At 67.4% G+C, this 19713-nt stretch carries 18 protein-coding genes and 3 tRNA genes; 12 read left to right on the forward strand and 9 right to left on the reverse strand.

All coding sequences use genetic code 11. The annotated features are described in order from the left end of the window. Positions 1-113: 113 nt before the first annotated feature. The 6 genes from gyrA (at position 114) to ACX80H_RS10100 (ending at position 4758) form a co-directional block, all read left to right on the forward strand. Positions 114-2783 (forward strand): DNA gyrase subunit A, encoded by a 2670-nt coding sequence (gene gyrA / locus ACX80H_RS10075; RefSeq protein WP_459313011.1) that lies wholly within the window; start codon positions 114-116, stop codon positions 2781-2783. A gap of 143 nt (positions 2784-2926) precedes the next feature. Next, a complete protein-coding gene (locus ACX80H_RS10080; protein WP_459313013.1) occupies positions 2927-3316 on the forward strand; it encodes a DUF3566 domain-containing protein in 390 nt (129 codons plus the stop codon). Positions 3317-3402: 86 nt separating this feature from the next. Then, positions 3403-3476, forward strand: a tRNA-Ile gene (locus ACX80H_RS10085). Positions 3477-3513: 37 nt separating this feature from the next. Continuing rightward, positions 3514-3630: a DLW-39 family protein gene (locus tag ACX80H_RS10090; protein WP_459313015.1), complete on the forward strand. Its 117-nt coding sequence runs from the start codon at positions 3514-3516 to the stop codon at positions 3628-3630. Between the two features lie 45 nt (positions 3631-3675). Next, positions 3676-3748 (forward strand) — tRNA-Ala (locus ACX80H_RS10095). A 92-nt stretch (positions 3749-3840) separates the two neighbouring features. After that, on the forward strand, positions 3841-4758 hold the full coding sequence (locus tag ACX80H_RS10100; protein ID WP_459313017.1) for a DMT family transporter: 918 nt from the start codon (positions 3841-3843) through the stop codon (positions 4756-4758). A gap of 78 nt (positions 4759-4836) precedes the next feature. On the opposite strand, the gene ACX80H_RS10105 is transcribed toward ACX80H_RS10100, so the two are convergent. Further along, entirely contained in the window at positions 4837-5745 is a 909-nt protein-coding gene (locus ACX80H_RS10105) for a hypothetical protein (RefSeq protein WP_459313019.1), read from the reverse strand. Positions 5746-5908: 163 nt separating this feature from the next. On the opposite strand from ACX80H_RS10105, the gene ACX80H_RS10110 reads away from it, so the two are divergent. Both ACX80H_RS10110 and ACX80H_RS10115 read left to right on the forward strand, forming a co-directional pair. After that, positions 5909-6451, forward strand: a complete 543-nt coding sequence (locus ACX80H_RS10110) for a peptidylprolyl isomerase (protein ID WP_459313021.1) — start codon at positions 5909-5911, stop codon at positions 6449-6451. Positions 6452-6617: 166 nt separating this feature from the next. Beyond that, on the forward strand, positions 6618-7328 hold the full coding sequence (locus tag ACX80H_RS10115; RefSeq protein WP_459313022.1) for a rhomboid family intramembrane serine protease: 711 nt from the start codon (positions 6618-6620) through the stop codon (positions 7326-7328). A 241-nt stretch (positions 7329-7569) separates the two neighbouring features. Here the strand turns inward: ACX80H_RS10115 and ACX80H_RS10120 are convergent, their stop codons facing one another. Next, complete coding sequence (locus tag ACX80H_RS10120) at positions 7570-7818, reverse strand: cell division protein CrgA (protein WP_087072395.1); 249 nt, start codon at positions 7816-7818, stop codon at positions 7570-7572. A 180-nt stretch (positions 7819-7998) separates the two neighbouring features. On the opposite strand from ACX80H_RS10120, the gene ACX80H_RS10125 reads away from it, so the two are divergent. From ACX80H_RS10125 to ACX80H_RS10135, 3 genes are read left to right on the forward strand one after another with little or no spacing between them, the layout of a single operon-like run. Beyond that, positions 7999-8820 (forward strand): class E sortase, encoded by an 822-nt coding sequence (locus ACX80H_RS10125; RefSeq protein ID WP_459313024.1) that lies wholly within the window; start codon positions 7999-8001, stop codon positions 8818-8820. Between the two features lie 5 nt (positions 8821-8825). Beyond that, on the forward strand, positions 8826-8987 hold the full coding sequence (locus ACX80H_RS10130) for a hypothetical protein (protein ID WP_459313026.1): 162 nt from the start codon (positions 8826-8828) through the stop codon (positions 8985-8987). A gap of 3 nt (positions 8988-8990) precedes the next feature. Beyond that, positions 8991-9635, forward strand: coding sequence for an aminodeoxychorismate/anthranilate synthase component II (locus ACX80H_RS10135; RefSeq protein ID WP_459313028.1), 645 nt, complete (start codon positions 8991-8993; stop codon positions 9633-9635). Here the strand turns inward: ACX80H_RS10135 and pknB are convergent. From pknB to ACX80H_RS10170, 7 genes are read right to left on the reverse strand one after another with little or no spacing between them, the layout of a single operon-like run. Then, a complete protein-coding gene (gene pknB / locus ACX80H_RS10140) occupies positions 9632-11602 on the reverse strand; it encodes a Stk1 family PASTA domain-containing Ser/Thr kinase (RefSeq protein ID WP_459313406.1) in 1971 nt (656 codons plus the stop codon). The two genes, ACX80H_RS10135 and pknB, sit on opposite strands and share 4 nt — an antisense overlap. 37 nt (positions 11603-11639) lie before the next feature. Continuing rightward, complete coding sequence (locus ACX80H_RS10145; RefSeq protein WP_459313030.1) at positions 11640-13430, reverse strand: protein kinase domain-containing protein; 1791 nt, start codon at positions 13428-13430, stop codon at positions 11640-11642. Then, on the reverse strand, positions 13427-14869 hold the full coding sequence (locus ACX80H_RS10150) for a peptidoglycan D,D-transpeptidase FtsI family protein (protein WP_459313032.1): 1443 nt from the start codon (positions 14867-14869) through the stop codon (positions 13427-13429). The genes ACX80H_RS10145 and ACX80H_RS10150 overlap by 4 nt, the downstream gene beginning before the upstream one ends. Further along, positions 14866-16290 (reverse strand): FtsW/RodA/SpoVE family cell cycle protein, encoded by a 1425-nt coding sequence (locus ACX80H_RS10155; RefSeq protein WP_459313034.1) that lies wholly within the window; start codon positions 16288-16290, stop codon positions 14866-14868. The genes ACX80H_RS10150 and ACX80H_RS10155 overlap by 4 nt, the downstream gene beginning before the upstream one ends. Next, entirely contained in the window at positions 16283-17947 is a 1665-nt protein-coding gene (locus ACX80H_RS10160) for a PP2C family protein-serine/threonine phosphatase (protein ID WP_459313407.1), read from the reverse strand. Before ACX80H_RS10160 ends, ACX80H_RS10155 begins: the two co-directional genes overlap by 8 nt. A gap of 44 nt (positions 17948-17991) precedes the next feature. Further along, entirely contained in the window at positions 17992-18474 is a 483-nt protein-coding gene (locus ACX80H_RS10165; protein WP_459313036.1) for an FHA domain-containing protein FhaB/FipA, read from the reverse strand. Next, positions 18471-19208: an FHA domain-containing protein gene (locus ACX80H_RS10170; RefSeq protein ID WP_459313038.1), complete on the reverse strand. Its 738-nt coding sequence runs from the start codon at positions 19206-19208 to the stop codon at positions 18471-18473. Before ACX80H_RS10170 ends, ACX80H_RS10165 begins: the two co-directional genes overlap by 4 nt. A gap of 316 nt (positions 19209-19524) precedes the next feature. Between ACX80H_RS10170 and ACX80H_RS10175 the strand changes: the two genes are divergently transcribed. Next, a tRNA-Leu gene (locus tag ACX80H_RS10175) sits at positions 19525-19607 on the forward strand. Positions 19608-19713: the final 106 nt, after the last annotated feature.

Raw genomic sequence — 19713 nt, forward strand, 5'->3', positions numbered from 1 at the left:
AGCTCGCGAGGGAGAGGGAAGACATCCGACCGAGCGCCTGAACACGATGTCGCGCACCGGCCAGCGACCGCGTCTCCTGTGTGGTCGAAACCTTTCACGAACGGAACTGATTCATGAGTGACGACATCACCGGCAACGGACCCGACGAGCCCATCGAGGGCGAGGTCCTGACGGACCGCGTCGAGCAGGTGGACCTGCAGACGGAGATGCAGCGGTCCTACCTGGACTACGCCATGGCGGTCATCGTCGGCCGGGCGCTGCCCGACGTGCGCGACGGCCTCAAGCCCGTGCACCGGCGCGTCCTCTACGCCATGTTCGACGGCGGCTACCGGCCGGACCGCTCGTTCAACAAGTGTGCCCGCGTGGTCGGCGAGGTCATGGGCCAGTACCACCCGCATGGTGACTCCGCGATCTACGACGCCCTGGTCCGCCTGATCCAGGACTGGACGATGCGTTACCCGCTGGCCCTGGGACAGGGGAACTTCGGTTCGCCCGGGAACGACGGCGCGGCCGCTCCCCGGTACACCGAGACGAAGATGGCTCCGCTCGCCATGGAGATGGTGCGCGACATCGACGAGGAGACCGTCGACTTCCAGGACAACTACGACGGCAAGAACCAGGAGCCGACGATCCTGCCGTCGCGCTTCCCGAACCTGCTCGTCAACGGGTCCTCCGGCATCGCCGTCGGCATGGCCACCAACATCCCGCCGCACAACCTGCGCGAGGTGGCCGACGGCGTCCAGTGGTACCTCGAGAACCCGGATGCCTCGAAGGAGGAGCTGCTCGAGGCACTGATCGCGCGCATCAAGGGGCCCGACTTCCCGACCGGTGCGCAGATCCTCGGCCACAAGGGTATCGAAGACGCCTACCGGACGGGTCGCGGCTCCATCACGATGCGCGCCGTCGTCAATGTCGAGGAGATCCAGAACCGCACCTGCCTCGTCGTCACCGAGCTTCCGTACCAGGCGAACCCGGACAACCTCGCCATCAAGATCGCCGAACTGGTCAAGGACGGCAAGATCAGTGGCATCGCGGACCTCAGGGACGAGACCTCCGGCCGTACCGGCCAGCGCCTGGTGATCGTGCTGAAGCGCGACGCCGTCGCCAAGGTGGTCCTCAACAACCTGTACAAGCACACGCAGCTGCAGGACAACTTCAGCGCGAACATGCTGGCGATCGTCGATGACGTGCCCCGCACGCTGAGCCTGGATGCGTTCATCCGGCACTGGGTGACCCATCAGCTCGAGGTCATCGTCCGGCGAACGCGGTACCGGCTGCGCAAGGCGGAGGAGGAAGCCCACATCCTCCGCGGCCTGCTGAAGGCGCTCGACGCGCTCGACGAGGTCATCGCCCTGATCCGTGCCTCCTCCACCACGGAGCAGGCCCGTGACGGACTGATGGGGCTGCTGTCCATCGACGAACTGCAGGCGACGGCGATCCTGAACATGCAGCTGCGGCGCCTTGCGGCTCTCGAGCGGCAGAAGATCCAGGACCGCCACGCCGAGCTGGAGTCGATGATCACCGAGTTCAACCGGATCCTCGCCTCCGAGGACGTGCAGCGCGGCATCGTCAGCACGGAGCTCGCGGAGATCGTCGCCAAGTTCGGCGACGACCGGCGGACCGAGATTCTCATGGGCTACGACGGCGACATGAGCATGGAGGACCTGATCCCCGAGGAGGAGATGGTCGTGACCATCACCCGCGGCGGATACGTGAAGCGCACACGCAGCGACAACTACCGCCAGCAGGCACGCGGCGGCAAGGGCATCAAGGGAGCGCAGCTGCGCGGCGACGACGTCGTCGAGCACTTCTTCGTGACCACCACCCACCACTGGCTGCTGTTCTTCACGAACCTGGGCCGGGTCTACCGGGCGAAGGCGTACGAACTGGTCGAGGCCGCCCGTGACGCCAAGGGGCAGCACGTCGCCAACCTCCTGGCCTTCCAGCCCGACGAGAGGATCGCCCAGGTGCTCGACCTGCGCGACTACCAGCAGTCTCCCTACCTGGTCCTGGCCACGAAGCGCGGACTGGTGAAGAAGACGCGCCTCGAGGACTACGACACCAACCGGACCGCCGGCGTGATCGCGATCAACCTGCGGGACAACGACGAGCTCGTCTCCGCGCAGCTCGTGTCCAGCGATGACGACATCATGCTCGTCTCGCGCAAGGGACAGTCGCTGCGCTTCACGGCCGACGACGACGCCCTGCGGCCGATGGGACGCGCGACGTCGGGGGTCACCGGCATGAAGTTCCGCGAGGACGACGAACTGCTGGCCGGCAGCGTCGTCACCGACGACTCCTACGTCTTCATCGTCACCGAGGGTGGTTTCGCGAAGCGGACCAAGGTCGACGAGTACCGGGTGCAGGGCCGCGGTGGCCTGGGAATCAAGGTCGCCAAGCTGGCCGAGGAGCGCGGAGACCTGGTCGGTGCCCTCGTGGTGCAAGAAGAGGACGAGGTCCTGGTGGTCATGGGTGGAGGGAAGGTCGTCCGCTCGGCCGTGGCCGGCGTACCGGCGAAGGGACGCGACACGATGGGTGTCATCTTCGCCAAGCCGGACAAGTCCGACCGCATCATCGCCGTGGCCCGCAACAGCGAGCGGAGTGTCGCCGTCGAGGAGGGGCTGATCGATGATCCTTCCGAGGCCAGCCCCGACGTGGACGTCATCGACACGGTCACGCCCGAGGACGCTCCTGCAGAGTTCACAGCCGATGAAGTACGGTTGTCGACAGAGGAAACGGCTGAGCCTGACGCTGAGTCGCCGGAACATGGAGGTAGCGAGTGAGCTCGGCCAACACCAACCCGCGAGCGTCCAGCGGCCAACTGCGGACGCCCGGGACGCCTCCGCGCGTGAATGCTCCCGCACGTCCAGCACAGCGGCCCACGGGCCCGGGCGCGCAGACCGCGCGTCCTGCGCAACGACCGGGATTGATCAAGCCGGCACCGAAGGCGAAGGCCCGCAAGGCGCGCCTGCTCGTCAGCAAGGTCGACCCGTGGTCCGTGCTCAAGATGTCGTTCCTCCTGTCGGTCGCGCTCGGCATCGTCACCGTCGTTGCGTCCTTCGTGATCTGGACGGTCCTGGACCTCACCGGGATCTTCGACGGCGTCAACGATCTCCTTCGGGAGATCGCCGGATCCGAGAGCGGTGGCTTCGATCTCCGACAGTTCGCATCGCTGCCCCAGGTCCTCTCCTTCGCCACTATCATCGCTGTGGTGAACGTGGTGCTCCTGACTGCCCTGGCCATGCTCTCGGCGGTGCTCTACAACATCTCCTCCACCCTGGTCGGCGGAATCGGCGTCACGCTGACCGACGATTAGGACACCGGCCTCTTCGGCGCCCGAGGGCGATTTGAAGAATGGCGAGACACTACTGTAAAGTCGTATCTCGGCCCGAAGAGGTATCGGGGCGTATAGCTCAGGCGGTTAGAGCGCTTCGCTGATAACGAAGAGGTCCCAGGTTCAAGTCCTGGTACGCCCACGGATCCACTACTGCAGGACACTGCTAGGAGACTGGTGTGAAGAAGTTGCTTCTTGCGGCAGCAGCTGCAGCAAGTGTCCTCGTGTACAAGCGGTGGCAGGATTCAGAGAAGAGCAAGACCGTCTGGAGCAACGCGACGGACGACGTCGCCTAGCAAGGAACATCGTCCGGCGCAGGTATACTGGATGAGGTTGATTCCGGGGGCATGGCGCAATTGGTAGCGCACCTGCTTTGCAAGCAGGGGGTTCGGGGTTCGAGTCCCCGTGCCTCCACCGGAAGGAAGTCCCGGCCATCGGCCGGGACTTCCTGCTTTAACCGGCTGGTGCCGGCCGGCACACGGCGGCACGTGCCATAGGGTTGCCGGGTGATTATCTTCCTCTCGATCCTGGGCGTGATCGGGGTCTCGGCGTCCGGGCCGATCATGGCAGCGACAGCGGCCCCGGTCCTCGCCATCGCGTTCTGGCGGAACCTGCTCGGAGCCATCCTCATGGGTGGCCCGGCCATCGTCTCCAAGCGGGACGAGTTCGCGGCCCTGCGCCCGGCGGACTACCGACGGCTCACCATTGCAGCTGGAGCCCTGGCGCTGCACTTCGTCTGCTTCATCACCGCTCTCAAGCTCACCTCGGTGGCAGCGGCTACAGCGCTGGTCTGCCTGCAGGTGGCATGGATCGCATTGTTCGACGCACTGCTGGGATCCCGGCCACAGCGCGCTGTGGTGGCCGGCCTTGGTGTCGCCTTCATCGGCGTCGTGATCATCACCGGATTCGATCTCTCACTCTCCCGGAACGCGCTCCTCGGGGACATGCTCGCGCTGGCCGGCGGGGCGCTGGCCGGCATCTACCAGATGGCGGGAGCTGCGGCGCGGCGGACGATGTCCACCGGGACCTATACGACGCTCTGCTACGGAGCCTGTGCAGTTCTCCTCGGAGTCCTCTGCGCAGCCACGGGCCAACCGATCGTCGGATTTCCTCCCGGGGCCTGGGCCGGCATCCTCGCTGTGACCCTCCTGGCGCAGATCATGGGCCACTCGGTGTTCAACCACCTGCTCGCGGTGATGAGCCCGCTGGTCGTGTCGATGATCATCCTGCTGGAGATTCCCGGTGCCGCGATCCTCGCGGCCGTTTTCCTCGGCGAGCAACTGCCTGCTGGAACCTATGGCGGGCTGGTCCTCATCCTCGTCGGCCTCGCCGTGGTGGTCCGCGGTCAGCAACGACGGACAGGACGCCAACGGCTCCTCGCGGAGCGGGCCGCTCCTATGCCTCCGGCACTCGGCGGCGACTGATTCCTCGTACCGGATATACCGAAGACTGCATGAAAAAGCCCCCGGCAGGATGCCGGGGGCTTTTCGCCGGGAGGAGCGTCAGGCTTTCGGCTCGTCCTTCGGCTCAGCGACGTGCTTGGCGGGCTCTTCGGCATCCGCGTCGCCTGCTACCGGCGAGACGGCGCCCGGGACCGTGGTCCCGCTGGTCGCCGGCGCGTCGTCGGAGGAGGTTGCCGCACGCCCGGCCGCTTCCTTGATCTCGGCGACGACGTCCTTGGCTTCCTGTGCCTTGTCCGCCGCGACGGGAGCAGGTGTCGCGTTTACCGGGGCGGGTGTCTTCCAGGGATCCTCGACGGGCTTGGAGGCCTTCCAGGCAGCGACGCCGGCAACGAGAGCCGACGCGATGATGCCGAAGATCAGCCACCCCTTGCCGGACTTGCGTGCCTGGTTCCTCTTGAGGTCCTTCGAGGCCTGCACCGTCGCGGCGACCAGGCGCTTCTGGGCGTTCGTGACGGCCTTCTTGTCACCGGTCGCCCTGGTCACGACCTTCTCGACCAGAGGGGGCACGGTGGCTGCTGCGAGTGAGCGGGCTGCCGTATCAGCTGCCTCGCCGAGCCTGTTGGACAGCGCCGGCAGGTAGTCGTCGACGACCTTTCCCTTGGCGGAGTTCAGCGCGGGCGTTGCCTTGTCGAGGGTGCCCTGGATCTTCGGGGCCGTCTCGTCGATGACGTGCGTGATGCGCGGGCCCACACTGTCGATCCCGGACTGGATCCGCGGGGTGACGACGGCGATGCCGCCTGCGATGCTCTCGGTGGTCCTGCGGACGGTGTCCTGCAGGGCCGGCCGGGCGGTCTCGACGCCCTTCTCCCACCGGGGCTTCGCCCAGCCGTAGGCGGCATCGACATGGGGAGATGCCCATGCCCGCGCTGCTGCTACTCCAGCAACGAATGCTGCTCCGATGGCGGCGCTCTCCTCGAGATCGTGGGTGACGCGTGCATTTTTCTTCACAAAAACCTCCAGGGGGTGGTTACTCGTTTTGATCAGCCTACGTTGCATGGGCAGGGGGTGCTATCGGTGCGCACCGCGGAATCCCGTCGAACGGGCCGTTTCACTGTCCGCGGAATGGCACTCCTCCAGCTTATTGTCAGGGGCTGCGTGGAAGAATGGGCGAATGACTGCTATCCCAACAGCTAAAGCGACCATCCACACCAACCAGGGCAATATCGAGGTGAACCTCTTCGGCAACCACGCGCCGAAGACCGTGAAGAACTTCGTGGGCCTGGCAACCGGCGAGATCGCCTGGACCCACCCCCAGACGGGCGAGGAGAGCAAGGCTCCCCTCTACAACGGGACGATCTTCCACCGCATCATCAAGGACTTCATGATCCAGGGTGGAGACCCGCTGGGCCAGGGTATCGGCGGACCGGGCTACAAGTTCGACGACGAGATCAACCCGGACCTCACCTTCAACGAGCCCTACAAGCTCGCCATGGCCAACGCCGGGACCCAGGGTGGACGCGGCACCAACGGATCGCAGTTCTTCATCACGTCGGTGCCCACGACGTGGCTGCAGGGCAAGCACACCATCTTCGGTGACGTCACCGACGAGGAGTCGCGCAAGGTCGTCGACAAGCTGAACGCGATCGCCACGGACATGAGGGACAAGCCCCTCGACGACGTCGTCATCGAGAGCATCACCGTGGAACAGCTCTAACCGAATGTCCTACGGTGCCCCCGCGCCCGACGCCGGCAGCCAGCAGGCACCGGTCTGCCCGAGGCACTCCGATCGCATCAGCTATGTGAGGTGCCAGCGGTGCGGCCGCCCGGCCTGCGGAGACTGCCAGCGGCCGGCTGCCGTCGGATTCCAGTGCGTGGACTGCGTGCGTGAGCAGGCGGCCCGCATCCCGGTCCGGAAGAACGCCTTCGGTGGCGTCGCACGCGGGGGCACTCCCATCGTCACCACCGCCCTGATCGGGATCTGCGTGGTGGTATTCCTGCTCCAGCTCGTGGTACCCGGACTCACGCGTGCCTTCTCCTACGCTCCGGTGTTCACAGCCGGCGTGGGAGGAGCCGTTCCGGCCGAGCCGTGGCGCATGGTCACCGCGGCCTTCCTCCATTCGCCCAACTCGTTCCTGCACATCGCCTTCAATATGTACGCCCTCTACATCCTGGGGAAGGTGCTCGAACCGGCGATGGGACGGGCGAGGTTCCTCGCGCTGTACCTGATCTCGGCGGTCGGCGGATCCATCGGCGTCCTGCTGCTGAGCGGACCCCTCCAGTACGTGGTGGGTGCGTCCGGCGCCGTCTTCGGATTGTTCGGGGCCCTCTTCATCATCCAGCGCAAGCGCGGGGGTGACGTGCGGCAGATCGTCGTCCTGGTCGCCATCAACGCGGTGCTGGGCTTCGTGGTGCCGGGGATCGCCTGGCAGGCCCACCTCGGTGGCCTGCTGGCGGGGGCCGCCTGCGCAGCGGTCATCGCCTATGCACCACGGGGTGCCCGTCAGGCCCGCCTGCAGTGGCTCGGACTCGGCGGAGTCGTCGTGCTGCTGGCCGTGCTGACGTTCCTGGGGGTCTCGCTCCTGCTGGTCTAGGACGAGGAAGACAACTGAGGGCCGGTTCGCGTGAACCGGCCCTCAGCTGCGTTATCCACACCCCTTATCCACATGGGGGATAACTTACACACATGTAATTCCACACCTGTGGATAAGCAGGGCCCGGGATCTCAGGACATCGAGCGGGTGATCAACAAGACTGTGCACATCTGTGGATAACTTTCTGCACACCGTGTGCACAGTGGGGATAGGTCCTTCGACCGCCCCGTGGGAGGCGGAACTACCGCCAGCGTGTGGTCATCAGGAAGCCGACGATCGCGATGCCGAAACCGACGAGGATGTTCCAGGACCCCCAGGCCGCCACCGGAAGGGTGGACATCGAGATGTAGAACGTGATGATCCACAGCAGGCCGATGATCATGAGCCCGAACATCACGGGCTTGTACCAGACCGGATTAGGCTTGGGCTGCGAGGACTTGACGGCGGGCGCAGCGGTGCTGGCTCTCTTGCGGGGCTTCGACTCGGGCACGGATTCTCCTCGACGGGGCGCAACTGCGGATCAGCTGCGCCGGTGGTCTCGCGGGGCGCCCCGGTGCGTCCAGACCCGCAGGTTATCCTGAAGGAAGAACACCATCCGGCGGGCGGTTCTGCCTACGATTCTAGCCAAGAACCGCCTGATACCGGTGCATCCCCAGCGGCAGGAGCGGCAGTGGCCAGGTCAACCCTCGACGCCGCACCGGGCCATGCCGCGGCGCAGGCCGTGCCGCAGCGACGCCGTCGTACCCCCGTCCAGCTCGTCGCGCAGGTCCTGGGCGAACTGCTCATCACCGTCGGCGTCGTCCTCCTGCTCTTCGTGGGCTGGGAGCTGTGGTGGACCAACATCGATTCCGGGATCAAGCAGGAACACGCCCTCGAGGAGTTCTTCTCGGATGTACCCCCCGTTCCGGGGGCGCCGGCTCCCTCGGCGCCGCCCGGAGGAACCGAGCCCCCTGCGCCGGAGGACTTCGGTGAACCCGCCGTCCTTCCGCAGGGCGAGCTGGCCGGGACCTTCGCGGTGGTCTACATCCCCCGGTTCGGCGAGAACTACTCCCGTCCCGTCACGGCCGGCGTCGGGACGGACGTCCTCGACAACCTCGGCCTCGGGCACTACCCGGGAACCGGAGCTCCGGGTGAGGTGGGGAATTTCGCGCTCGCCGGACACCGCCAGACCCACGGCCAGGTCCTCGACCAGATCCACACGCTCGTCCCGGGTGACCGCATCTATGTCCAGACGCGTGACGGGTTCTATACGTACGCGTTCCGCAATACCGGGATCGTCCTCCCCGACCGTGGGGACGTGATTGCACCGGTCCCCACGCAGCCGGGCGCGGAACCCGTCGACAGGATCCTGACGCTGACCAGCTGCAATCCGCGCTTCGGTGCGCAGGAGCGTATTATTGCTTATTCGGTGATGGAGTCCTGGCGTCCTGTGGATGCCGGTCCGCCGTCCGAGATCGCGGAGCAGGTCGCCCGCGCCGCAGGACAGGGATAGCCACGATGTATGGATGGATCTTTAGGACCCTCCCCGGTCCCCTGTGGATGCGCGTCGTCCTCTCGGTGGTCCTGGTGCTCGCGGCCGTCGCGGTGCTGATGGTCTTCGTGTTCCCCTGGTTCTCCCAGTTCAACCCGCTCACAGATTCAACGATTGGTTCCCCCTAGCTCATGGCTGACACCACCAGAATCCTCGTCGTCGACAACTACGACAGCTTCGTCTACACCCTGGTCGGTTACCTGCAGGAACTCGGTGCCGAGACGACCGTGGTCCGGAACGACGACATGACCCTCGCGGAGGCGGAGGACATGGCCGCATCGCGCGACGGCGTGCTGATCTCCCCGGGGCCGGGAACGCCGGCCGAGGCCGGGGTGTGCATCGACCTCATCCGGTGGTGCGGCGAGCATGCGAAGCCCATGTTCGGGGTCTGCCTCGGACACCAGGCGCTGGCGGAGGCGTACGGCGGACGGGTGACGCACGCACCCGAACTCATGCACGGCAAGACGTCCCTGGTGGAACACGATGCGACGAGTGTCTTCGCCGGCCTGCCGTCGCCGGTCACTGCCACGCGCTACCACTCTCTCGCAGCCGTGAGTGATGACGTCCCTGCCGACCTCACCGTCACCGCACGCACTGCCAGCGGCATCATCATGGGCCTCGAGCACAAGACTTCGCCCCTGTGCGGCGTCCAGTTCCACCCCGAGTCGGTCCTGACGGAGGGTGGCTACCAGATGCTGGGGAACTGGCTCGAATCGCTCGGCCTCGCGGGTGCTGCAGCCAAGGCGGCGGGACTCAGCCCGCTCATCGCGCGCTAGCCGTTCCCCTTCGTGGGTCCTGGCGTGGGCTGGTTCCCCGTCCCCTCGGCGGGCGGGCCGCCCGGCGTCCGGGAGGGTTCCTGCGTGGGTTCGAGGGAGGGCTCCTGCGTAGGGGCCGGGGACGGTTCCTGGGTGGGCTCCGGCGCCGGTTGCTGTGCGGGTGCTTTCGCCACCGAGAGCACAATCTCCGTTCCCTGATCCACCTGGGATCGTGCCGGCGACGACTGCGCCGTCACGATCCCCGGTGTCACCACGCTGTTCTCGACCTCGCGGACGGAGAACCGCAGTTGGACGGCGGGATCGGCCAGCAGTGCCTCGGCCTGCGGAACGGTCAGGTCGGTGAGCAGCGGCACGGTCACCCTGCCGTTGGACAGCACCAGGTCCACCGACGTGCCGACGGGCACGGACTGCCCCGCCTGGGGATTGGTGGTGATGACCCGGCCTGCCGCGACCTCGGCGCTGGTCTCCTCCGTGATCTCGCCGCCTTTCAGCCCGAGGTCCTCCAGCGCATCCCGCGCCGAGGACTCCGTGAGTCCCGCGAGCGTGTCGGGAAGCACCACGTTGGCGGGACCCAGCGACACGGTGATGTTCACGCGGGATTCCGTCTCCACGGATGCTCCCGCCGAAGGGTCGGAACTGATGACGTCTCCGGCCTCCACCGACGCGTTGTACTCCTCGTCCGTGGAGGGGACCAGCCCGGCGTCCACGATCGCATCGGTCGCATCCGCCTCGGTCATGTCCACCACGTCGGGGACGTCGACGGTCGCCACCTCCTGGACCGGCTGGTTGTCCGGGAGGTTGTCCAGGACCACATAGCCTCCGGCGAGGACGAGCAGGACCGCCACGAGGAAGACCGTGAGCCAGGCGGCCCGGGACGATCTCCTGTGCTGGTCGTGGCTACGATCCCGCCCGGGTCTGTTCCGCAGGAGGTCCAGGTGATCGTCGTCGTCCTCCTGTCCGGGAGGCAGGGGCTGGTCCGCCGCTATCCGGCCTCCGGTACGGGTCCGCGGATCGTAGGTGGTGCCCATCGCTGTCGCGCCGACCGATGCTGCACGTGTCCGGGGCGCCGTGACGTCCAGCGCCACGGTGGGTGCCCCTGCGGCGTCCGCGAGGACGATACCGCGGGCAGCCTCGAGCAGGGCCCGACGGAAGGACGCCGCGTCCTGGAACCGGCGTTCGCGGTCCTTCCGCAGCGCCCTGGCGAGGACGGAGTCGAGGGCGGGCGTGACGGCTGGATCGAGGGTGCTGGCGACGGGAGGTTCTTCCCGCACGTGCTGGTAGGCCACGGACACCGGACTGTCCCCGATGAACGGCGGGCGGCCCGTGAGCAGCTCGAACAGGAGGCATCCTGCGGAATACAGGTCGCTGCGGGCGTCCACCGTCTCCCCGCGGGCCTGCTCGGGTGAGAGGTACTGCGCCGTTCCCAGGACTGCCTGGGTCTGCGTCATCGTGGCCTGCGAGTCCGCCAGGGCGCGGGCGATGCCGAAGTCCATGACCTTGACGGCACCGTCGGGGGTGATCATCACGTTGGCGGGCTTGATGTCCCGGTGGACGATACCGGCCTTGTGGCTGTATTCCAGCGCGTCCAGGACCCCGGCAAGGTAGGTCACGCTGTCCTCGAGGGTCAGGTCCCCGGCCTTGACGTGGTCACGCAGCGTACGTCCCTCGACGTACTCCATCACGATGAACGGGACCCTGACCTCGTGCTGCGGCCGGTCCGGGATCTCCTCCTCGCCGGTGTCGTAGACCGCGACGATGTTGGGGTTGTTGAGACCTGCCACGGCCTGGGCCTCACGCCGGAACCGGGACTGGAAGAGGGGGTCGCGGGCCAGGTCCTGGCGCAGCACCTTGATCGCCACTGATCGCCCGAGCCGGAGGTCGCGTCCGAGGTGTACGTCGGCCATGCCTCCACGGCCGATCAGTTCGCGGACCTCGTACCGTCCGTTGAGGACGCGCTCCGCGGTCATCACTCCGGGCCCTTCCGGCACATGCTCTGCAGGCGGGTCATGATCCGGAGGTCGCCGTCGCCGTCGCCGTCGGAGCCGGCGCGGGTGCCTCCGACGGACTGGTCGGAGCCTCGGTGGCCGGCGGACCCGAGGACACGACGTAGTTCACCTGGGTTCCCGAGGCGATGACCGCGCCCGGCCCGGGGTCGACGCGTAGTACCGTGCCCTGAGGCTGATCCGACTCCTCCGCGCCGACGTTCAGGGGTCGTAACCCGAGCTCCACGAGGATCCGTTCGACCTCGGCTGCGTCCTTGCCCTGCAGTCCCGCGGGCACGGTGACCTGCTCGGGGCCGCTCGACGACGTGACGGTGATCGTCTCGCCGGGGCTCAGGCTGCCGACCGGTTCGATGCCGGTGACGAGTCCCTGGTCAACGTCCGCGGAGGGCTCCTGCCGGGTCTCCACACGGAAGCCCAGGGCACCGAGCTCGGCCGCCACTTCCGCTTCGGGCCTGCCGAGGTACTGGCTCGGTGTGATGACCACTTCCTCAGCCTCGGCGGTGGTGGGTGACGGCGTCTGCGATGGGGGCGGAGAGGGGGTGGAGGGCGACGGGCTCGGGGTGTCGGACGGAGAGGGCGTCGCGCTGGCCGGGGTGCTCGACGCGGCCGGGACGTTGTCGGCATCGTCTCCGGCCAGCAGCGGCTGGAGGATCAGGAATGCGATGGCAGCCAGTGCGAGCAGGAGCAGGACGATGAGCGGGAGGAGCCAGGGGCTCCGCCGATCCTCCTCGCGGCGGTACGGCTGGGAGCGCTCGGAGGCGTCGATGTCCTCCTCCGACCAGTCCCGGGAGGCTGCGATCCCGGCGGCGGCACCGGCGGCGGCAGGTGCCGCGACCGTGGGAAGGGCGGAGGTCTTCGGTGCGGTGACCGCCGTCGTCGCCTGGGTGTCCTGGCGGGGAACGGCGGCTGTTGCCGCGTCCGGGCCCGCCCCGAAGGCGAGCATCCCGGGCACCGCGGCTTCCGCCGCCCGGATGTTGCCGGCACGGATGGCGTCGACGGCGCGCGCCAGGCTCTCGGCGTCCCGTGGCCTGTCGGCAGGATCCTTGGCGAGCATGGACCCGACCAGTGCGCGTACGGGGCGCGGGATGGTTTCGGGCAGGGGTGGCGGGGCGTCGTTGACCTGGGCGAGGGCTATCGCGATCTGGGACTCACCGGAGAACGGGCGGCGCCCGGCGAGGAGCTCGTACCCGATGACGCCCAGCGCGTAGATGTCGGAGGATCCCGTGGCCGGCTGGCCCGTGGCCTGCTCGGGTGCGAGGTACTGGGCTGTTCCCATGACCTGGCCCGTGGCCGTGAGCGGCACCTGGTCGGCCAACCGGGCGATGCCGAAATCGGTGATCTTCACCCGGCCGTCGGGCATCACGAGGATGTTGCCCGGCTTCACGTCGCGGTGGACGAGGCCCTGCCGGTGTGCCACGGCGAGGGCGAGGGCGGTCTGGCCCATGATCGAGAGCGTCCGGTCGGACGAGAGCACCTGCTCCTTCTCGATCACGGCGGACAGCGGCTGCCCGGGTACGAGCTCCATGACGAGGTAGGCGGATCCGCCCTCCTCGCCGTAGTCGAAGACGTTGGCGATCCCCTCGTGGTTGAGCAGCGCCGTATGGCGCGCCTCCGCGCGGAAGCGGTTCAGGAACGCCGGGTCGCCCGAGTACTCCTCCTTGAGGATCTTGATCGCCACGATCCGGCCCAGGATCTGGTCCCGTGCCTTCCAGACCTCGCCCATACCGCCGATCGCGATGCGCTCGGTCAGTTCAAACCTGCCGCCCAGGGTGATTCCTGACGTGGGCCTCATCTGTTCAACACCGCCTCTATAAGTCGCTTGGCACTGGGTGAGGTCAATTGCTGACCAGTGGGGATGTCCACGTTCTCCATCACGATGGAGATTGCTACCTGCGGATCGCCGGCGGGTGCGAAGCCCGTGAACCACGCATTGTCACCGGTCTCGGAGACCTCCGCGGTTCCTGTCTTGCCGGCGACCTCGACCCCCGGCACCTGGGCCCCGGTCGCCGTGCCGTTGTCCACCACGTTGACCATCCAGTCGGTGAGCTGGTTCGCCGTCTCCGGGCTGATCGACTCGCGGAGCACTTCGGGCTGGGGAGACTCGATCAGCTGGAGGTCCGCCGCCCGGATCGACTTGACGAGCTGGGGTTTCATCTGCTGCCCGTCGTTGGCGATGGCCGCGGTCACCATGGCCATCTGGAGCGGTGTCACGCGCGTGTCGAACTGTCCGATCGCGGACTGCGCGAGCTCGGGGTCGGTCAGGTCGGACGGGAAGGAACTCGCGATGACCCGTGTGGGGATGGACAGCTCCTCGCCGAACCCGAATTTCGCCGCCTGCTCCTGGATGGCTTCCTCACCGAGGTCCAGGGCGATCTGCGCGAAGGGCGTGTTGCAGGACTGCTCGAGCGCGAACTCCAGGTCCGCCGTCGTCCTGCTGACGCATCCTCCCGTGACGTAGTTCGGCAGGGAGTACTCGATGCCGGGGAATTCGAGCGTCGGCGGGTTCGGGATCTCGGAGTCGGCATCGTACTTGCCCGACTCGAGGGCGGCCGCTGCGTCGATGAGCTTGAAGACGGAGCCCGGAGCCACCAGGGACTCGGTTGCGGGGTTCGAGTAGATGGAGAGGCCCGGCTGTTCGGAGAGCGCAGCGACGTTCTCCTCGATGATGCCCGTGTCGTGCCCGGACAGGAGGTTGGGATCGTAGGTCGGCTTCGAGACCATCGCGAGGATGTTGCCCGTGGAGGGCTCCATGACCACGATCGAACCCCGCTGACCGTCGGGGATGAGGTCCGAGGCGAGCTGCTGGATCTCGGGATCGATCGTCAGCTCCACGGAGGCGCCCTCCGAGTCGACGCCCGAGAAGAGTCCGACGATCCGGTCGTAGAACAGCGAACTGCTGGTGCCGGAGAGGATCTCCGATTGCCTGTCCTCGAGCTGGGTCGATCCCAGCGACAGCGAGTAGTACCCCGTGAGGTGTGCATACAGCTCGGGTTCGTTGTACACGCGCTGGTAGTTGAACTGGTCCTCCGAGGGCACGGACTCCGCGATGGCCCGGCCGTCCACGAGGATCGCGCCGCGTTGCCGGCCGAAGTCCTGGAACAGCTGCCGGCTGTTCCAGGGATTCGCATTCAGTGCCTGCGCCTGGAAGAACTGCACGTAGGTGAGGGACCCGAGGACGAGGGCGAACATGCCGATGGCAACGACCCACGCGCTGCGGATGGCCTGGTTCATCGGGTTGCCTCCTTCGCGGTCCGCTTCTTCACGGGCTTACCGTTCATCCCGAGCGCCTCGGGGAACGAGTCCTTCATCGGGGCTGTCGGCGCCGGCCGACGCGCTGTCTCCGAGATGAGCAGGATCAGGGCCACGATGAGCCAGTTTGCCAGCAGCGAGGATCCACCGGCGGACATGAACGGCGTGGTCAGGCCCGTGAGGGGGATCAGGCGCGTGATTCCCCCGATCACCACGAAACACTGGAGCGCGATGGTGAAGGAGAGGCCGCAGGCGAGGAGCTTGCCGAAGCCGTCCTTGGTTCCCAGCGCGGCCCGGATGCCCCGGGACACGAGGATCACATAGAGCATCACGATGGCGACGACGCCGATCAGTCCGAGTTCCTCGCCGAGCGCCGCGATGATCATGTCGCTGTTGGCGTAGGTCACGAGGTCGGGCCGGCCCTCGCCCAGCCCTGTTCCCACGAGGCCGCCGTTGGCCAGCCCGAACAGCCCCTGCACCACCTGCGCGCTGCCGCCGGGTGCCCTGTTGTACACCTCGGGTGCGAAGGCGTTGATCCAGGAGTCGAACCGCAGGGCCACATGGCTGAACAGTTCGAGGGCGACGAAGACGCCGACACCGATCATCGCCAGGCCGATCAGCACCCAGCTGACCCGGCTCGTCGCCACGTAGATCATCACCATGAAGAGGCCGAAGAAGAGGATCGACGAACCGAGGTCCCGCTGGAAAATTAGGACTCCGATGCTGACCAGCCAGGCAGCGGCCATCGGTGCCAGGTCCCGGAAGCGGGGCAGCTGCAGCGGGCCGATCTTCTTGCCGGCCAGCAGGATGAGGTCGCGGTTGGTCGAGAGATACCCCGCAAAGAATATTGCCAGGGTGATCTTCGCGATCTCGCCCGGCTGGAAGGTGCCGATACCCACCGAGATCCAGATGCGCGCTCCGTTGATCTCGAGGCCGAGCGGCGTGAGGGGAAGCAGGAGCAGGACGGCGCTGACGATCAGCGAGATGTAGGTGAAGCGACGGAGGATCCGGTGGTCGCGCAGGACGATCAGGAGGACCGCTGCCGCTCCCATCGCCACGGTCGTCCAGGTGACCTGCTGTGGGGCTACCGGGGGATAGTCCGGATCGACCAGAATGGCCGACAGGTCGAGGCGATGGATCATCGCCAGACCGATCCCGTTCAGTGCGACGACGATGGGAAGTATCACTGGATCGGCATATTTTGCCCGGAAGCGCAGGATGATGTGAATGAGAAGCCCCATTCCTCCGAGCGTGATCGCCTGGAGCCAGAAGTAGTCCGCAAAGGGCTCCTCCCGGCCGGTGCCTGCCAGGTAGTTGGCACTGATCGCCACGGCGAGGGCGAGCAGCAGCAGGACGAACTCGACGTTGCGCCGCGAGCGGGGGACTGTCAGGACATCACTCATTGGCTGCACCTCCACAGTCGGTGGCAGGGGACGAAGGACTGGGGGCGGGGGCCGGATCCGCACCGGACGAGGCACCGGACGAGGCGCCGGGTGTTGCGGACGCACTCGGGGGCGTCGGCGCGCCCGGTGTAGCGGATGCACTCGAACCCGCCGTCGTGCGGGGACGCGGTGATGCGGTCGCGCTGGCGGAGGGCCCGTCCGCCGCGGCCGAGGTCCGGGGTCCGGGGGATGCGGTACTGCTGGGGCGCGGCGTGCCGCTCGACGTGCTGCGGGGGGTGCTGCCGGCGGAGGGGCTCGGCGAGGCGGTCGCCGGCGTCACGGGATCGCAGGAGACCGCCCGCAGTTCGCTGCGGAGGTTCCCCACGATGCGCTGGGCCTCGTCGAGGCTGGCGGCAGGAAGGGTGTCCACGAGCTGGGAGCGCTGGTACTCGGGCAGGTTCGAGACGGGGATGTCCGTGGTCTCGTACAGCTCGCTGAGGCTGATGGGCCCGACCTTCTGGGGCACGCCCGTGTAGATCGCCACGCGGTGGTCCGCTTCGGCGACGTAGTAGCGCGTCTGCGTCCAGGTGTACCCGAGGCCCAGGACGGCGATCAGGATGAGGCCCATGAGGAACAGGAATGCAGGCACGAGCCAGCGCCTCCCGCGCGTCGGTCTCTCGTCGCCGGCGTCGGGGTCCGCCGGCTGCGTGTCGACCTTGTGGGTCAGCATCATCGCTGCGCGCCGCTCGGTGGACCGCTGCGTCACGATGGGGATCTGGCCCGTCTCGGTCGCCAGGGCCGCCGACCCCACCAGCATGTGAGGCCTCGTCAGCAGGTCCTCGCGGATGACGTCGGCGCGGATGGCGGTGCCGGGAAGGTCGCCGTTGCCGTCGACCTGGTGCGAGGCGGCGTCCGCCCCGTTCGCGCCCGGCATGTCGCGTTCGCCCGCTGCCTGCCGGGCAGGGGGGATGGACGGCGGCGGTGCGTCGTCGTGGTCCGCTTCGACGACCTCGACGATGGCGATGGTGATGTTGTCCGGCGAGCCCCCGGCGAGGGTCAGGTCGACGAGCGTGTCGACGCACGCGCGGATGTCCTTCGTCTCGCGCATGACCTGCTCCACCACGCGCTCGTTCAGGACCGCGTTGAGGCCGTCCGAGCACAGCAGCCAGCGCTCGCCGGGCTCGGCGTCGAAGGAGTCGAGATCCAGTTCCGGGCTCGCATCGACGTCGCCGAGGACACGCATCAGCACGTTCTTGTGCGGGTGGACCTCCGCTTCCTCGGGAGTGAGCCGCCCCTCGTCGATGAGGCGCTGCACGAAGGTGTGGTCCGTGGTGATCTGCTCGAAGACGCCGTTCTTCAGCCGGTAGGCGCGCGAATCACCGATGTGCGCGAGCTGCAGCGTCGAGTCCTCCAGCAGGAGGGCCGTCACCGTGGTGCCCATGCCCGCCAGCTGCGGGTTCGTTCCGACGAGTTCGGAGAGCAGGGAGTTCGCGGTCTGGATCTCGTCGGCCAGGTGTGTCGCAGCATGGCCGCCGTGCCCGTTGTGATCGAGATGGACCAGGTCCAGGACGGTGGAGGCGGAGGCGACGTTGCCGCCGGCATGTCCGCCCATGCCGTCGGCGACGACGGCGAGGTAACGGCCCACGTAGGCGGAGTCGTCATTCTTCGCCCGCACCATGCCCACGTCGGAGCGGGCAGCGAACCTCAGGACAAGCCGCACGCCTACGGCCTCAATTCGATGACCGTCTTACCGATCCGGATGGGGACGCCCGGTTCGACGGGCAGGGCACGCGTGAGCTGGGTACCGCCGAGGTAGGTCCCGTTCGTCGAGCCCAGGTCCTCGATGAACCAGCGGCTGCCCTGCGGGAACAGGCGTGCGTGGCGGCCGGACGCGTAGTCGTCCTCGAGCACGAGGGTGGCCTCCTGGGCGCGACCGAGGAGGACCGGACTCGCCGCGAGGTCCAGTGAGGTCCCGGACAGGGGGCCCTCCGTGACCACCAGCCGGCGGGCGGTCGCCCGCACCGGTGCGGGCTCTTCGTGCACATCGGGCGTGTTCCGCGGGTTCCGGGCCGTACCGGCCTTGGTGCGGCTGCCCACCAGGAGGTCGCGGCGCAGGGCCCCGACGGTGCTGAGCACGAGGATCCACAGCAGGATCAGGAAGCCGAAGCGCAGGATCGTGACAGTCAGTTCTCCGGCCTCGCTCACCGCTGGCCCCCGTCCTGCGTGGGCACTAGGCGGAAGGTCAGGCGTGAGCGCCCCATGGTGATCATGGAACCGTCCGTCAGCTCGGCCTGCCCGTGGACGCGCTGCCCGTTCACGAAGCTGCCGTTGGTCGACCCCAGGTCGACAGCGTAGATCCTGCCGTCCTCCATGCGGATCTCGAGATGCCGCCGCGAGACCCCGGTGTCGTCGACGGGGATGTCCGCCTCCGACGATCGGCCGAGGATGATGGACCCGGAATGGATCGAATAGCGTCGGCCGTCGATCTCGAGGACCGGCTGGTAGCGCGTGGGCTGGCTGCGCGGTGCTGCGGGTGCGGTCGGGCCGGCAGGGCGGCGCGCAGCAGCCTGCTTCTCGATCGACGAGTCGATCTCGAATACGCCCGCCTTCAGTTCGGGATCGTGTTCGAACGACACGCGCACGGGTCCCTGCAGGCTGTACTGCTGGCTGTTCACGTGGGCGATGACCACGTCGCAGAGCTCCTCGGCCAGGGCGGATCCCCACTGCTGGGCCCGCTCGAAGTCGGAATCGGAGAGGCGGGCCGTGAAGACATTGGGTGCGAGCGTCCGGCCCTGCGAGAGGACCAGCGAGCGGTTGTCCAACTCCTTGCGGAGGGCAGTGGCGATCTCGAGGGGCTGCACCTGTGAACGCGAACCCGTGGTGAAGGCGCTCCGGACCAGCTTTTCGAGTCCGCGCTCCACGTTGTCGAGAATGCCCATCGTCCGCCTCCTCCCCTGTCCTACTGTGGTTCCGGGCCCCGTCAGCAGGATGCTGCAGGGCTTCTCCCGGTCCTGGAGACGGCGATGTCCGGCCGGGCATGTTCCCTCCGATACTACTGGGAGCCTTTGGGAATGAGCTCCAAGGGGGCCTTCCGACGATTACTTTGTCCTAACGATCGCCGGAGGCGGCAGCCTGGCTCCGGGCGCCACCGGGCCGTCGGATCCCGCGTTTAGGTAATTGCGGTGATGCTCCGCTATGCTTGTCTCTGCTGTTCACAACACCTGCGCCTGGCGCAGAGAGTTGGAATCTCGAAATGCGCGAGTGGCGGAACGGCAGACGCGCTGGCTTCAGGTGCCAGTATCCGAAAGGGTGTGGGGGTTCAAATCCCCCCTCGCGCACAGTGCACGACGACGAAGGGCCTCCGCGGAGCGGGGGCCCTTCGTCGTTTCCCTGGTTCCCGAGGAGAACCAGTCTGGACCAGGGCGCGCTCCGCTCGCCGTCGCT

It is taken from the genome of Arthrobacter pasteuri, assembly GCF_054510955.1.

Bases quoted from the DNA above. Each gene is read 5' to 3' on its own strand.
- gyrA (WP_459313011.1), top strand. From the start codon at position 114: ATGAGTGACGACATCACCGGCAACGGACCCGACGAGCCCATCGAGGGC.
- ACX80H_RS10110 (WP_459313021.1), top strand. From the start codon at position 5,909: ATGACTGCTATCCCAACAGCTAAAGCGACCATCCACACCAACCAGGGC.
- ACX80H_RS10130 (WP_459313026.1), top strand. From the start codon at position 8,826: ATGTATGGATGGATCTTTAGGACCCTCCCCGGTCCCCTGTGGATGCGC.
- ACX80H_RS10135 (WP_459313028.1), top strand. From the start codon at position 8,991: ATGGCTGACACCACCAGAATCCTCGTCGTCGACAACTACGACAGCTTC.
- pknB (WP_459313406.1), bottom strand. From the start codon at position 11,602: ATGACCGCGGAGCGCGTCCTCAACGGACGGTACGAGGTCCGCGAACTG.
- ACX80H_RS10145 (WP_459313030.1), bottom strand. From the start codon at position 13,430: ATGAGGCCCACGTCAGGAATCACCCTGGGCGGCAGGTTTGAACTGACC.
- ACX80H_RS10150 (WP_459313032.1), bottom strand. From the start codon at position 14,869: ATGAACCAGGCCATCCGCAGCGCGTGGGTCGTTGCCATCGGCATGTTC.
- ACX80H_RS10155 (WP_459313034.1), bottom strand. From the start codon at position 16,290: ATGAGTGATGTCCTGACAGTCCCCCGCTCGCGGCGCAACGTCGAGTTC.
- ACX80H_RS10160 (WP_459313407.1), bottom strand. From the start codon at position 17,947: ATGGTGCGGGCGAAGAATGACGACTCCGCCTACGTGGGCCGTTACCTC.
- ACX80H_RS10170 (WP_459313038.1), bottom strand. From the start codon at position 19,208: ATGGGCATTCTCGACAACGTGGAGCGCGGACTCGAAAAGCTGGTCCGG.